This window comes from Pseudomonas sp. B20 (assembly GCF_020515755.1).
GTDB classification, from domain to species: domain Bacteria; phylum Pseudomonadota; class Gammaproteobacteria; order Pseudomonadales; family Pseudomonadaceae; genus Aquipseudomonas; species Aquipseudomonas syringae.
The window spans coordinates 64,117-77,838 of the sequence record NZ_JAHPJG010000010.1; the positions used below are offsets into that span (position 1 = coordinate 64,117).

Here is a 13,722-nt window from a genome sequence, read left to right on the forward strand (position 1 = left end):
TTTTGTTCTCCGCAACATTCCATTGATAAAAGTTATTTGGCAGTCGGCATACTGAACTCGGGGCCTTTGGCGATGCTGTCCGGCCAGCGCTGCATGACGCTTTTGTAGCGGCTGTAAAAACGCAGGCCTTCTTCGCCATAGGCATGGTGATCGCCAAACAGCGAACGCTTCCAGCCACCAAACGAATGCCAGGCCATGGGCACCGGGATCGGCACGTTGATGCCGACCATGCCGACCTTGATGCTGCGAGCGAATGCACGCGCCACGCCGCCATCGCTGGTGAAGCACGACACGCCATTGCCAAACTCGTGGGCGTTGATCAGCGCCACGGCGCTGGAAAAATCCGCGACGTGGACGATGCCCAGCACCGGACCGAAGATTTCCTCCTTATAGATCTGCATCTGCGGCGTGACGTGGTCGAACAGCGTCGCGCCGACGAAAAAGCCCTGCTCGGCACCCGGCACCTTGAAGTTGCGCCCATCGACGAGCAGCCTGGCGCCCTCTTTGACGCCCTGATCGATGAAGCCCTCGACCTTGGCCTTGTGCACGGCGGTGACCAGCGGCCCCATGTCCGAATCGGCCTGCATGCCGTTGCCGACCTTGAGCTGGTCGATGCGCGGCAGCAGCTTGTCGATGAGGCGCTGGCCGACATCGCCAACCACCACGGCAATCGAGATCGCCATGCAGCGCTCCCCTGCCGAGCCATAAGCCGCCCCGATCAGGGCGTCGGCGGCCTGATCCAGATCAGCGTCGGGCATCACGATCATATGGTTCTTGGCCCCGCCCAGCGCCTGCACACGCTTGCCGTGGGCAGTGCCTTGCTGATGGATGTATTCAGCGATCGGGGTCGAGCCGACAAAGGAAATGGCCTCGATGTCAGGGTGCTGCAGCAATGCATCGACCGCTACCTTGTCACCCTGTACCACATTGAAGACGCCGTCGGGCAGACCGGCTTCCTTGAGCAGACGCGCCATCAGCAGGCTGGCCGACGGATCGCGTTCGGAAGGTTTGAGGATGAAGCAGTTGCCGGTCACCAGCGCCATGGGAATCATCCACAAGGGCACCATGACCGGAAAGTTGAACGGCGTGACCCCGGCGCAGACGCCCAGTGGCTGACGCAGGTTCCAGTTATCGATACCGCCGCCGATGTTGTCGCTGAAATCGCTTTTCAGCAGGCTGGGGGCACCGCAGGCAAATTCGACGATCTCGATACCGCGCACCACCTCGCCGCGTGCGTCGGACAACACCTTGCCGTGCTCGCGGCAAATGATCTGCGCCAGTTCATCGTGGTGCTGGTCCAGCAGCTCCTTGAACTTGAACATCACCCGCGCACGGCGCAACGAGGACTGCTCGGACCAGGCCGGAAACGCCGACATGGCCGCCGCAACCGCTTCATCCACAGTCTTGACGCTGGCCAGCGCAACGCGCGCCTGAACCGTGCCGATTGCCGGGTTGAAGACCTCGCTGTAACGTTCACCTTCGCCATTGCTCAGGTGTCCGTTGATGTAGTGGCCGATCACCGGTGACTCGTTCATCTCATGCCTCCAGAACAAAAATGGGAAATCAGAGATCCAGCAGCCAGCTGTGCTGCGGATCGTTGTGGAACTGCCAGGCGCGCGTCGGGCCGGCCATTACGTTCAGGTACCAGGATTCGTAGCCATAGGGCACGGAGACCGGGTGGTAGCCCTTGGGCACGGTCACCAGGTCATTGTTTTCCACGGCCATGGCCTGATCGATGCTGCGATCGTCGGTGTACACCCGCTGAAAAACGAAACCCTGCGGCGGGTTGACCTGGTGATAGTAGGTTTCTTCGAGGAAGCTCTCGTGCGGCAGGTTGTCCCGGTCGTGCTTGTGCGGCGGGTAACTGGAGGAATGCCCGGAAGGTGTACGCACCTCGACCACCAGCAGCGAATGCGCCGCTTCGCTGTCCGGCAATATGTCGCACACATAACGGGTATTGGCGCCCTTGCCGCGTACGCTGCGCTTCATGCTGCCCGGCATGATCAGGCGTGCCGGAAAATGTTTGCCGGCATCGCCCGGCGCCGTGCATACGGCAAGCTGTACCGCGCCGCGTGCGACAAACTGCGCCTGGCTATGCGGCGGCAGGTAGACCGCGAATGGCGATTTCTCTTCGAACACCGTTTGCCGGTCGCCGATGTTTTCCCAGTTGAAAACGCCCTGCCCCGGCGCTTCACCACTGACGCTGGCGTGCCCGGTCAGCAGGACCACGCACAGCTCGTTTTCTCCTGCGCTCAGCGGCAGGCTTTCTCCGGACTCCAGGCGGTAGGCGGCGAAGCTCACGTATTCCAGTGAACCGGGGGCCAGCGCTACGACGTCGCGGCCAGTGGATTTACTCTTGGTCAGCAGATTCATGATTCATTCCTCCTTATCGTGCATCGGCCAGCAGCTGGCGCAACGTGTCATAGCCCTTTTGGGCGTACACATAGCTCGGCGCTACGGCGGGGTCCTGTTCGGCCTCGACCACCAGCCAGCCGCTGTAATCGGCCTGCAGTAACACCTTGAGCAGCGCCGAGAAGTCGATGTCGCCATCGCCCGGCACCGTGAAAGTGCCGTTGATGATGCAGTCCGGAAAGCTCCACAGATTGTTGCGCGCCAGTTGCACCACCGGCTTGCGCACATCCTTGAAATGCACATGACAGATACGCTGGATGTGCTTGCTCAACACCTGAAGAGGGTCGCCACCGCCCATGTAGCAATGCCCGGAATCGAACAGCAGCCCGACTTCTTCACCGGTCAGCGCCATCAGCCGGTCTATATCCTGCGGCGACTCGACGTAGGCGCCCATGTGGTGGTGATACGCCAGGCGCACGCCTCGAGACAGGGTAAAACGCGCCAGCTCGGTCAATTTTTCTGCGTACTCATGCCAGGCGGCATCGGTGTGAAAACGTGGTCGTTCGACCAGCGGAATACGCTGCCCCTGAATCGAGTCGGCCACCTCGCCATACACCAGCACCGAAGCGCCATTTTCGGCGAGCAGTTGCACATGCGCAGTGATGGCTTCGATCTCCTCGGCCACAGAACGCCGCGCCAGGCGGCTGGAGTACCAGCCGGACACCAGCGCCAGATCATGGGGCCGCAATACATCACCGACGCCCTTGGCATCTTTCGGAAACTTGCCGTTGAGCTCGAAGCCCTCGTAGCCAATGGCTTTGCCTTCGCTCAGCGCCGTGCTCAGAGGGGTTTCTCCGCCAAGGGCCGGCAAATCATCGTTGCTCCAGGAGATCGGATTGATGCCGATGCGGATCCTGGGTGTGGAAGTCGAAACGGGCATGGCTGCACCTTTTTTGTTGTTATCGCGACGTTGTTGTCGTGACGTCGAAACCCGGAACCGATCAGGCGCGGCTTTCGCGCCAGGATTCGATCAACCAGTTGAAGGTGCTCTGCACCCGACTGATCAGCGTCGCATCGTCTATTTCGCCGGCCATCCAGGCCCGGCTTGGCTCACGGAATATTGTCCGGCCGACGGCAAAGCCCTGGCAGACGCGGCTGTGGCGTGCTTCAGCAAAGCCGGCGGCGAGCTCTTCGACAGGCGCATTGAGCCCGAGCAGCACCACGCCGCGGCAATACGGATCGCGTTGTCGGATCAGTTCGTCCAGTTGCTGCCAGACCTGCGCGCTCTGCGCCTCGATCTTCCACCACGCCGGGTAGATGCCCAGATTGTACAAACGCTTCAGCGAGCGAAGCATCACGTCCGGATGAGGCGACGGATGATCCTTGGGCGGGATGATTTCCAGCAGCAACTCATGGCCGCTGACTTTCGAAGCGTCGTAGAGCGCCTTGATCTGCGCTTCCTGCTCCAGGCGCAACATCGGCTCGTCATCGGGGTGATATTGCACCAGGCACTTGATGATCTGCTCTTGCGGCCAGGCGAGCAGATTGCTGCCGATGGAGCGACCGTGCTCGAAGGCCAGCGGCCTTGAACCCTGCACTTCCACCGGACGCGCCACCCACCAGCCGCGACCGGTCGCGGCGTTGAGTGAATCCTGACCGAAGCGCTGGTCGGCAAGCAGTCCGACATCGGCTTCGATGCCGCGCTTGCGCAGGTCGGCTTCGACCCGCTCGACCGCCTGCACGAACAGCTGCTTGAGCTGGCTGATGCTGCGAAGATCACGCCCGGCCTGTTGCGCCAGTTCGACCAACTGGCCGCGATGATCGAAGGCAAAGATGAACAACTGCCGCCACTGCTTGCGCGGCACGCTGACCTGATGCAGCCGTTGCAGAGCGACATCCTGATCAGGGCGAGTAATGGGTTCAGGGCTGTTGAACAGGTAATCGAGTTCGGCCGGGGTCGGCATGGCGGGCGCACAGGCGTGCCGCGACACCACCAGCCCGCCACAGGCATTGGCCAGCTGGCAGCAGCGTTCGTCGCTGGCCTCCTTGAGCCAGCCGCTGAGAAAACCGGACATGAACGCATCGCCCGCACCGAGCACGTTGAGCACTTCGACCTGCACGCCGGGGTAGATGGCGCCCTCTTCCAGCCGCGCAGGAATGGCCCCGTGAATCACCGTGCAGCCTTGCGGGCCGAGCTTGACCACCAGCGTTGCGGCCGTCAGTTCACGCACCTTGCGCAGGGCCGCGAGCAAATCGGTCGAACCGCCGGCAATCTGAAATTCTTCTTCAGTGCCGACGATCAGGTCGAAACGCGGCAGGATGCGCTGCACATGCTGGCTGACCTTCTGATCGGCAACGAACCGGGTCTCGCCATCGGCCTTGCCTGCCAGCCCCCAGAGCACCGGGCGGTAGTCGATATCCAGCACGCGTTTGACGTCATGCTTCTCGGCATAGTCGAGCGCCTGGCTGCTGGCCTTGAACACCTGATCAGTGGAGAAATGCGTGCCGGTGATCAGCAGCGCCTTGCTCGAGGCAATCTGCTGCTCGTCGATGTCCTCGGCGCGCAGGGCCATGTCAGCGCAGTTCTCACGGTAGAACACCAGGGGGAAGGTTTCGCGATCCTTCAGCCCTAGCAGCACCATCGCCGTCAGGCGCTCGGGGTCGCGCTTGATGGCGCTGACATCACAGCCTTCGCGAGCCAGGGACTCGACCAGAAAGCGGCCCATGTGATCATCGCCGACCCTGCTGAGCATGGCTGACCTGAGCCCGAGCCTGGCCGTGCCGAAGGCAATATTGGCCGACGAGCCGCCCAGGTACTTGGCGAAACTGGAAACGTCTTCGAGTCGCGCCCCCACTTGTTGCGCATAAAGGTCGACGCCCAGGCGTCCGAGGCAAATCAGATCCAACTGACGCCCAGTGGCAAAGCGTGTCTGGCCCATGGTGGCTCCTGTTATTTTTATCAGCCTGCAGCGCTTGCATCATGTGTACACGCTGCTTTGTGAATGCAGCGTAAAACGTCAAGACACATCAATCAATATTTTTTCTATAATTATTTTTAGTGGAATATTTTTTCCATACAGCCACTCAAGTGCTGGCACACTGCGCAGGCGGGTAGGATATAGTCGTCGTTCCTGCCCCAAGGCAGCCTCCACCGTCAGGCCCACAACGATCGTGCTGTGCACGCCGTTGCCCTGAAAAAGAACAAGCAGAAAGGATTTGAATATGACCAGCGCCGATCAGCCCACTCTGCCCGGGACGAGCGTCGACATGCCACCGAACAGTGCCGAAGGCTTGTTGCGGCTGATCACTGATGAATATGAAGGACTGCCGCGCCAGCTCAAACGGATTGCCAGCTATATGAGCCAGCAGAGCGACCGGATCATGGTTGACCGGATCAGTGACATCGCCCGCGAGTGCGAAGTCCACCCTTCGGCCATCGTGCGATTTTCCCAGCGTTTCGGGTTCAGCGGTTTCAGCGAGATGCAGGCGTTGTTTCGCGAGGCTTATACGCACAAGACCACGCCGGTGCAGAATTACCAGCAGCGTATCCGCAGCCTGATCGCCAACAAGTCACAGAAGGCCAATGCAGGCGATCTGGCACGCGAATGCGTCAGCGCCACCCTCTCCGGCCTGGAACGCCTGAGTGTCGAGCTGGATGACGATGAATTCGAAAAAGCCGTGGACCTGGTGGTCAACGCCGACAACATCTATGTGGTGGGCGTGCGCCGCTCGTTCGCGGTGGCTGATTATCTGGTCTACAACCTGCAACACACCAACAAGCGCATTCATCTGATCTCCGGCCTGGGGGGCAGCTATCGCGAGCAAATGCGCAGTGTGCGCGCCAATGACCTGGTGATTGCCATCAGCTTCACGCCCTATGGCAAGGAGACCCAGCACTGCTTGCGCATCGCCCAGCACCATCAGGCCAAGACGCTGATTATCACCGACAGCAACCTGTCGCCGCTGGCCAAGCGCGCCAACTCGGTGTTGCTGGTCAACGAGGGCAGCTCGTTCGCCTTCCGCTCGCTGAGCGCCACGCTATGCCTGTGCCAGGCGCTGTTCATTGCCGTGGCGTATCGTCTGGAACTCAAGGTCGACGAAATACACGAGCAGGTCGGCTTTGATGACTGAGGGCTGAGCCCTCAGGATTTGGCTTCCTCGCCCATGCGCTGCTGGTTCTTCTCGCCCATCTTCTTCGCGCGTTTTTCCAGGACCAGATACACCACCAGTGCCAGCAGCAACGGCAGCAGGAAGTAGATCGCGCGGTAGCCGATCAACGCTGCGAGCAGGCTGCCCTTGGAGAACTGGTGCGCCAGCAAGGTGATGAACACGGTCTCGAGCACGCCGAGGCCTGCTGGAATGTGAGTGATCACTCCGGCGATGCTGCTGATCAGCAACACACCGAGAATCGCCGGATAAAACGCCTTGTCCGGCAGCAGGGTGTAAATCACCGCGGCCATCAACGACCAGTTCAGCGCGCCCAGACTGGCCTGCATCAGGGCCTGCTTCATCGACGGCAGATTGAATTCCTGATCACGGATGGTCCATGAGCGTTTCTTCGAAAACCGGCAGGCCAACAGATAGGCAAAACACACCGCCAACAGTCCGAAGCCGATCAGTTGCAGGGTCGTGGTGCCGATCGACCACTCTTTGGGCAACTCCAGAAAGCGCATCGAAAACACAAAACCGGCCAGCAGCATGTAGCCCAGCCAGTTGGTAATCAGGCTCAGGCTGAGAATCCGCGTGATGGTCGAAACGTCCAGCCCGAGTCGCGAATACAGGCGGTAACGCAAGGCGATGCCGCCGACCCAGGAACTGAGGTTGAGGTTGAACGCATAGCAGACAAACGTCACCGGCACGATCTGCTTGATCGACAACGTGTGCCGGGTGTAATAACGCGCCAACACGTCAAAGCCACAGTAGGTCGCGTAGCTGGCAAAAGCCACCGCCGCCGCGATGGCCAAGGTGCTGGCCTTGTAGGACGCCAACGCCTGTTTCACCTCTTGCCAGTCAAGCTTCTTGACCAGCATAAACAGCAGAACCGGGACGGCGATGAAGAAAAACAGATTGAACGCCCGCTTTGCCCACTTCCACTTGGTTCCCTGCGCACTGTGCGGCGCTGCCTGCGTGGCTTGGGTCATAGGGTTTTCTCCTGGTCCATCGGATGGTTGTTCTGCTGCTGTTCGATCACTTTCGCTTCGGGCACTACATCACCGGCACGCAGGGGCTTGAGGCGCACTCCGTGAACCGGGAACAAACCGGCAATGGCCGGGAAACGGCGCAGGAAAAAGAAACTCAATACGATCATCGGCGCACGCCACCACTGGCCACGCGCCGCCCCCTTGGGGCTCATCTGCTTGCTGTGCGCAGCGGCAAGCTCCATCAGATGGTTCTGCAGATGCTCATTGAGCGCGCGATCACGAATGAACAGGTTGGCTTCCAGGTTCAGCGCGAGGCTCAGCGGGTCGAGATTGCTGGAGCCCACGGTGGACCAGTCCTGGTCGATCAGCGCGACCTTGCCGTGCAATGCACGTTGCTTGTATTCGTGAATCGCCACGCCATCGCGCAGCAGGTAGGTGTAGGTCAGTCGCGAGCAGACCCGCACGAACGGCATGTCAGGCTGACCTTGCAGAATCAGGGTGACCTTGACGCCCCGCCGTGAGGCATTGCGCAGTTCACGCAGAAAGCGGTAGCTGGGGTAAAAATACGCATTGGCCAGGGTGATGCGTTGCTTCGCAGCACGAATCGCCTCCAGGTACTGCTCTTCGATATCGGTGCTGTGCTCGTCATTGTCACGCTCGGCGAGCAGCATGCTGGCGTCACCGGCGCGGTCCAGCTTGAGTGCAACGGGCGGCAACTTTTCACGAACGACCTTGCTGAGCATATTCAACGCGCTGTGGTGAATATCGCCAACAATCGGTCCGCGGACCAGAACGGCGTAGTCCTGTTTGGCCGTCACCCCGGTGTCGGTCATATGATCGACGCTGTAGTTGATGCCGCCGATGAAGCCCAGTTCGCCGTCGATCACCACCACCTTGCGGTGCAGACGGCGAAACAGGTTGGTGCGCATGCCCATGAACCGCGGGCGCGGATCGAACAGCTGGATCTGGATACCGGCGTCGATCATGGTTTTGACAAACGTCGAACTCAGGTCCGAAGTGCCATAGTCATCCACTGTGACGACCACCTTAGCGCCATTCGCGGCGGCTTCGAGCAACGCCTGTTGCAGACTCTCGCCGATCCGGTCTTCAAAAATGATGAAGGTTTCGATCAGCACCTCTTTGCGCGCGGCACGTATGCACTCGAATACCCGGGCGTAGAAATCCTCGCCATTGATCAGCAACTCTACCGAGTTGCCGTCACGCCACTGCCCTGTCGCATTGCTCATAAGGTCAACTCCACCGCCAACGGTGCATGATCGGAAAGGTGGGACCACGGTCGGCTAGACAACACTTTCGGCCGGTGCGACGTTGCATTGCGAACATAGATCCGGTCCAGGCAGAGCAAGGGCCAACGGGCCGGAAAGCTTTTGGCCGGTGCGCCGAAGCGCTCGACGAAAACCTCGTGCAGCCCACTGCCCTGCAGCGATGCATCGGCGCGCTGGCGCCAGTCATTGAAGTCACCGGCAACGATGACAGGCTCGCCCTCGGGAATACGTGCCATCAGCTCGTTAAGCAGTTTGAGCTGCTGACGCCGATGGCTTTCACGCAGCCCCAGGTGCACACAGACCGCATGCACCCGGCCCGCGTGTGGCACCTCGAGAATGCAGTGCAACAAGCCGCGCTGCTCGGTGCCATGAATGGAAATATCGAGGTTTTCATGCTGGATGATCGGGTACTTGGACAGCAACGCATTGCCATGATCGCCATCCGGGTACACCGCGTTGCGGCCGTAGGCAAAATCACTCCACATGCTGTCGGCCAGAAACTCGTACTGCGAAATCGTCGGCCAGTCCTTGACTCTGCGCGCGTGGCTCTGATGCTCCCCGTGCACTTCCTGAAGAAACACGATATCAGCCGATACCGTGCGCACAGCTTCACGCAACTCCGGCAGAATGAAGCGGCGATTGAAAATGCCAAAGCCCATGTGCATGTTCATGGTCAGTACATTCAATGAAACACTGGCGGACACTGGTGTCGCTGGGCCGACAGGCGGATTGGCACTGGTCAAGACTTGCTCCCGGGTGAATATTCACGGCATATGAAGCCACCCGTGGGCACAGGTTCCGTCGCGTATTTCACGTGCTGTGTATTTGCCATATTTAGTGGCCGGAGAGGCACGTGAAAAAAATCAGGCCAACATGAAACGCAGGCGCCCGATCGACAGCCTAAGCTGTCTACCAGCCCTGCAAAAAAAGAGACAAGGAATCCAACCGTGGATACATCGACTTCTCAACGCTACACCGCCCGGGCCAGATGGCTGCACTGGGTCATGGCCATTCTGATCGTGCTGGCCTACACCCTGATTCTGAGCCGCACTCAGTTCAGCAAGGGCTCGGAATACCGCTTGCTGGTCGTGCAGAGCCACTACTGGGTCGGCATTGTGATTCTGATCATGGCGTTCTTCCGTGCCGCCGAGCGTCGACGTCATAGTCCACCCGGCATTACACCGCCGCTTGAAGGGGCGTTGCGCATCGTCGCAACCCTGACCCATTACGCGCTGTATGCGTTCCTGTTTGCCCAGCCTTTACTGGGCCTGCTGACGGTGATGGTTGAAAAAGGCGCACTGCCCATCCCCCTCACCGACCTGCAGATTCCCTGGCCGCTGGCCACCTCGGACCACCTGGCCGAAACGTTCGAAGACGTGCACAAGTTGCTGGGCTCGATCTTCTACTATGTCATCGGCCTGCATGTGATCGCTGCGCTCTGGCATCACCTGGTGCGCAAGGACAATACCCTAAAGCGCATGCTGTAACTCAGGACGCTGACAGGACCCGGGCAAGCGTGGCTTTCACCTTGCCCATCCCGTCGTGCAGGGCCTGTTCGATTTCCGCCATGGTAATGACGGTCGTCGATTTGCCCGCTGCCGGATTGACCACCAGCGCCAGGCAGGCGTATTCAAGCTCCAGTTCACGCGCCAGCGCGGCTTCTGGCATGCCAGTCATGCCGACGATGTCGCAACCATCACGTTCCAGGCGAATGATTTCGGCAACAGTCTCCAGACGCGGTCCCTGGGTGCAGGCATAGACGCCCCGATCGGAGAACGCGCATCCCTCGGCCGCCAATGCCGCAATCAGCCGGGCACGCAGCGCTTCGCTGTACGGATAGCTGAAGTCGATGTGCGTGACCGCTTCCAGGTCATCGGCAAAAAACGTGTGCTGACGACCGCTGGTGTAGTCGACCAGATCATGCGGCACACAGAAATGCCCGGTGCCCATGGCCGGATGAATGCCACCGACTGCGTTGACCGCAAGAATCGCTTCGGCACCCGCCTGCTTGAGCGCCCAGATATTGGCCCGGTAGTTAACCTGATGCGGCGGCAAGCGGTGCGGGTGGCCGTGGCGCGCCAGAAACATCACTTCACGACCGGCATAGTCGCCGATCTGGATTTCGCCGGACGGTGCGCCATAAGGGGTGTTCATCGGCAGGGATTGCCGAATATTCAGGCCCTCGAGCTGGGTCAGGCCAGTACCGCCAATAATCGCGTAAACAGTCATCGCAAATCCTTAATCGATCAGTTGAGCAGCGCGCAGAGCCTGGAGCGCGGCCTGCCAGCGCGGGTGTTGCCGGTAGTCGGTGCTGGCCGACGCCTGACCGCGCATACGCACGATACGTGGCGAAGGCTTGACCTTCAGACGCTGCGCAGCGCCCAGCGCAAGCTCTGCGGCCGCCCGGTCGTTGCACACCAGGCCCATGTCGCATCCGGCTGTCAGCGCCGCCTCGATACGGCTGGCTGCATCACCGACGACATGAGCGCCGGCCATAGACAGGTCGTCGCTGAAAATAACACCGTCAAATTGCAGTTCGTCGCGCAGAATGTCCTGCAGCCAGCGCCTTGAAAAACCGGCAGGCTGCGAATCGACCTTCGGGTAGATGACATGCGCCGGCATCACTGCAGCCAGCTGCTGACTCAGACGAGCAAACGGCACCAGATCACTGGCGCGAATCTCTTCCAGGCTACGCTCGTCATTCGGGATAGCCACATGAGAATCGGCTTCAGCCCAGCCATGGCCTGGGAAATGCTTGCCGGTGGCAGCCATGCCTGCAGCGTTCATCCCACGAATGAACGCCCCCGCCAGCAACGCCGCACGCTGCGGATCGCCTTCGAACGAACGCGTGCCGACCACAGCGCTGCGCTGATAGTCGAGGTCCAGCACCGGAGCGAAGCTCAGGTCCAGTCCGACCGCCAGCACTTCGGTCGCCATCAGCCAGCCACAGTGTTCAGCCAGAAGCTCGGCGTCAGGCTTGTCGGCGATGGCGCGCATCGGCGGCAGGCGCACGAAGCCCTCACGCAGGCGCTGCACCCTGCCGCCCTCCTGATCGACGGCCAGCAGCAGGTCCGGGCGCACGGCACGAATCGCGGCGCTCAACTCACGAACCTGACGGGGATGCTCGATGTTTCGGGCAAAGATGATCAAACCGCCCACTTCGGGCTGACGCAAAAACTGACGGTCTTCGCTGGTCAGCCAGGTGCCGGCGACATCGACCATCAGGGAGCCTTGCAGGCCAGAACTCATAGAAAAACCCTTACACACCAGTGCTCGTTCACAATCCGGGCATGGTGCTTGATCCTGAAGCCCGACGCAATCCGACACGCCGGTACAGCGTGATCCAGGGAAGAGGCTTCAGGCCTTGGCGACCGCAGGTGTGCTGGTGCTGCTCTTGGTCCGCGGCCTTAGCTGGGCGGCGATCATCGCAGGGTCGCTGACCCCGGTGTCGGCGCGCATGCCGGCGGCCAGGAACGGCACCATCAGGCGCATGACCTGCTCGATGGAAGTATTGACGCCGAAATCGGTCTCGGCAATGGCGCGCAACGCCTTGATGCCGGACATGCTGAACGCCGCAGCGCCGAGCATGAAGTGCACGCGCCAGAACAGCTCGATGGGCGGAATGCGCGGCGCGGCTTCGTTGACCAGCGTCATGTAGCGACGGAACACCTTGCCGTACATGTCTTCGAGGTAGCGGCGCAGGTGGCCCTGGCTCTGACTGAAGGCAAGCCCCAGCAGGCGCATGAAGATCGACAGGTCGTTACCGCTGCGCGGCTGCACCACAAGCGCCTGCTCGACGAGAATCTCCAGCAGTTCCTCAAGGCTTGGCTTGTGTTCGGGTTTTGCCTGGCGGCGTTCCAGTTCGCGATCGAGACTGATGCAGAACGGTCCCAGAAAACGCGAGAACACGGCCTGAATCAACGCCTTCTTCGAGCCGAAGTGATAATTCACTGCAGCCAGATTGACCGACGCCTTGCTGGTGATAAGACGCAAGGACGTTTCGGCAAAGCCTTTCTCTGCAAACAACTGCTCTGCAGCATCAAGAATGCGTTCAACGGTTTCCGACTGGGCCATGGCTCTCTGCCTAACAAACGAACGTTTGAAACATACGTATCAAACGCCTCGGTTGTCAAGTCGGCCCGTTCATTTTGTGGCCGAACAGTCACGATGATGGATGTTAAATGACAAACCTCAGGTATTGCCGAGGTTTTTGACGGGAGGTGCTGCGTGGGTTGGCCACCGCTCGGCAGCGAAAATGAAATGGATGATTGCCAACGCGCCTTCACTGTATATAATCCCAGTCACTGTATAAAAAGCCAGAGCGCCCCTCATGATCAAACTGACGCCACGCCAGGCTGAAATCCTGGGTTTCATCAAACGCTGCCTGGAAGACAACGGGTTCCCGCCGACACGTGCGGAAATCGCTCAGGAGCTGGGCTTCAAATCGCCCAACGCGGCGGAAGAGCACTTGAAAGCCCTGGCGCGTAAAGGCGCCATCGAAATGACTCCAGGTGCTTCACGCGGCATTCGCATCCCCGGCTTCGAAGCGCGGCCGGATGACAGCAGCCTGCCAGTCATCGGCCGCGTTGCAGCAGGTGCACCGATCCTGGCTCAGCAACACATCGAAGAGTCCTGCAACATCAACCCGTCCTTCTTCCACCCCAGCGCCAATTACCTGTTGCGCGTTCATGGCATGAGCATGAAGGACGTCGGTATTCTGGATGGCGATCTGCTTGCCGTGCACACCACGCGCGAGGCCCGCAACGGCCAGATCGTGGTTGCCCGGATAGGCGATGAAGTGACCGTCAAGCGTTTCAAGCGTGAAGGCAGCAAGGTCTGGCTGCTGGCGGAAAACCCTGATTTCGCACCCATCGAGGTCGATCTCAAGGATCAGGAACTGGTGATCGAAGGTTTGAGCGTCGGCGTCATTCGCCGCTAAGGAG

Annotated in this window: 14 protein-coding genes; 3 read left to right on the top strand and 11 right to left on the bottom strand. The window is 60.2% G+C overall.

The window, feature by feature from the left end:
* Positions 1–32: 32 nt before the first annotated feature.
* The 5 genes from LIX91_RS12890 to LIX91_RS12910 all read right to left on the bottom strand — a co-directional run bounded on the left by LIX91_RS12890 (position 33) and on the right by LIX91_RS12910 (position 5,534).
* Complete coding sequence (locus tag LIX91_RS12890) at positions 33–1,535, bottom strand: CoA-acylating methylmalonate-semialdehyde dehydrogenase (protein ID WP_226488572.1); 1,503 nt, start codon at positions 1,533–1,535, stop codon at positions 33–35.
* Between the two features lie 28 nt (positions 1,536–1,563).
* On the bottom strand, positions 1,564–2,373 hold the full coding sequence (gene iolB, locus LIX91_RS12895; RefSeq protein ID WP_103695741.1) for a 5-deoxy-glucuronate isomerase: 810 nt from the start codon (positions 2,371–2,373) through the stop codon (positions 1,564–1,566).
* Positions 2,374–2,386: 13 nt separating this feature from the next.
* On the bottom strand, positions 2,387–3,292 hold the full coding sequence (iolE, locus tag LIX91_RS12900) for a myo-inosose-2 dehydratase (RefSeq protein ID WP_226488573.1): 906 nt from the start codon (positions 3,290–3,292) through the stop codon (positions 2,387–2,389).
* 61 nt (positions 3,293–3,353) lie between these two features.
* The gene (locus tag LIX91_RS12905) at positions 3,354–5,291 is read right to left on the bottom strand and encodes a bifunctional 5-dehydro-2-deoxygluconokinase/5-dehydro-2-deoxyphosphogluconate aldolase (protein ID WP_226488574.1); all 1,938 of its coding nucleotides are present in this window, start codon (positions 5,289–5,291) and stop codon (positions 3,354–3,356) included.
* Between the two features lie 78 nt (positions 5,292–5,369).
* Entirely contained in the window at positions 5,370–5,534 is a 165-nt protein-coding gene (locus LIX91_RS12910; protein WP_181017055.1) for a hypothetical protein, read from the bottom strand.
* 40 nt (positions 5,535–5,574) lie between these two features.
* On the opposite strand from LIX91_RS12910, the gene LIX91_RS12915 reads away from it, so the two are divergent.
* Positions 5,575–6,483, top strand: coding sequence for a MurR/RpiR family transcriptional regulator (locus LIX91_RS12915; protein ID WP_003315787.1), 909 nt, complete (start codon positions 5,575–5,577; stop codon positions 6,481–6,483).
* A gap of 11 nt (positions 6,484–6,494) precedes the next feature.
* On the opposite strand, the gene LIX91_RS12920 is transcribed toward LIX91_RS12915, so the two are convergent.
* From LIX91_RS12920 to LIX91_RS12930, 3 genes are read right to left on the bottom strand one after another with little or no spacing between them, the layout of a single operon-like run.
* Entirely contained in the window at positions 6,495–7,493 is a 999-nt protein-coding gene (locus tag LIX91_RS12920; protein ID WP_046237184.1) for a lysylphosphatidylglycerol synthase domain-containing protein, read from the bottom strand.
* The gene (clsB, locus tag LIX91_RS12925) at positions 7,490–8,740 is read right to left on the bottom strand and encodes a cardiolipin synthase ClsB (RefSeq protein ID WP_226488575.1); all 1,251 of its coding nucleotides are present in this window, start codon (positions 8,738–8,740) and stop codon (positions 7,490–7,492) included. Before clsB ends, LIX91_RS12920 begins: the two co-directional genes overlap by 4 nt.
* Positions 8,737–9,522 carry an endonuclease/exonuclease/phosphatase family protein gene (locus LIX91_RS12930; protein ID WP_003412144.1) on the bottom strand — a complete coding sequence of 262 codons (786 nt, stop codon included), beginning with the start codon at positions 9,520–9,522 and terminating at the stop codon, positions 8,737–8,739. Before LIX91_RS12930 ends, clsB begins: the two co-directional genes overlap by 4 nt.
* A 204-nt stretch (positions 9,523–9,726) precedes the next feature.
* Here LIX91_RS12930 and LIX91_RS12935 point away from each other — a divergent pair, with 204 nt between their 5' ends.
* Entirely contained in the window at positions 9,727–10,266 is a 540-nt protein-coding gene (locus LIX91_RS12935; RefSeq protein WP_003417669.1) for a cytochrome b, read from the top strand.
* A 1-nt stretch (position 10,267) separates the two neighbouring features.
* On the opposite strand, the gene LIX91_RS12940 is transcribed toward LIX91_RS12935, so the two are convergent.
* The 3 genes from LIX91_RS12940 to psrA form a co-directional block, all read right to left on the bottom strand.
* Positions 10,268–11,008 (bottom strand): S-methyl-5'-thioinosine phosphorylase, encoded by a 741-nt coding sequence (locus LIX91_RS12940; RefSeq protein ID WP_003417670.1) that lies wholly within the window; start codon positions 11,006–11,008, stop codon positions 10,268–10,270.
* A 9-nt stretch (positions 11,009–11,017) separates the two neighbouring features.
* On the bottom strand, positions 11,018–12,016 hold the full coding sequence (gene nagZ, locus LIX91_RS12945) for a beta-N-acetylhexosaminidase (protein WP_226488634.1): 999 nt from the start codon (positions 12,014–12,016) through the stop codon (positions 11,018–11,020).
* A gap of 120 nt (positions 12,017–12,136) precedes the next feature.
* Entirely contained in the window at positions 12,137–12,853 is a 717-nt protein-coding gene (psrA, locus tag LIX91_RS12950; RefSeq protein ID WP_003403692.1) for a transcriptional regulator PsrA, read from the bottom strand.
* Between the two features lie 256 nt (positions 12,854–13,109).
* Between psrA and lexA the strand changes: the two genes are divergently transcribed.
* Entirely contained in the window at positions 13,110–13,718 is a 609-nt protein-coding gene (gene lexA / locus LIX91_RS12955; RefSeq protein ID WP_003315796.1) for a transcriptional repressor LexA, read from the top strand.
* Positions 13,719–13,722 lie beyond the last annotated feature (4 nt).

Excerpts from the sequence above, each read along its gene's own strand:
- clsB (WP_226488575.1), bottom strand. The coding sequence starts at position 8,740 with ATGAGCAATGCGACAGGGCAGTGGCGTGACGGCAACTCGGTAGAGTTG.
- LIX91_RS12890 (WP_226488572.1), bottom strand. The coding sequence starts at position 1,535 with ATGAACGAGTCACCGGTGATCGGCCACTACATCAACGGACACCTGAGC.
- iolB (WP_103695741.1), bottom strand. The coding sequence starts at position 2,373 with ATGAATCTGCTGACCAAGAGTAAATCCACTGGCCGCGACGTCGTAGCG.
- LIX91_RS12940 (WP_003417670.1), bottom strand. The coding sequence starts at position 11,008 with ATGACTGTTTACGCGATTATTGGCGGTACTGGCCTGACCCAGCTCGAG.
- iolE (WP_226488573.1), bottom strand. The coding sequence starts at position 3,292 with ATGCCCGTTTCGACTTCCACACCCAGGATCCGCATCGGCATCAATCCG.
- psrA (WP_003403692.1), bottom strand. The coding sequence starts at position 12,853 with ATGGCCCAGTCGGAAACCGTTGAACGCATTCTTGATGCTGCAGAGCAG.
- LIX91_RS12905 (WP_226488574.1), bottom strand. The coding sequence starts at position 5,291 with ATGGGCCAGACACGCTTTGCCACTGGGCGTCAGTTGGATCTGATTTGC.
- LIX91_RS12915 (WP_003315787.1), top strand. The coding sequence starts at position 5,575 with ATGACCAGCGCCGATCAGCCCACTCTGCCCGGGACGAGCGTCGACATG.
- LIX91_RS12920 (WP_046237184.1), bottom strand. The coding sequence starts at position 7,493 with ATGACCCAAGCCACGCAGGCAGCGCCGCACAGTGCGCAGGGAACCAAG.
- lexA (WP_003315796.1), top strand. The coding sequence starts at position 13,110 with ATGATCAAACTGACGCCACGCCAGGCTGAAATCCTGGGTTTCATCAAA.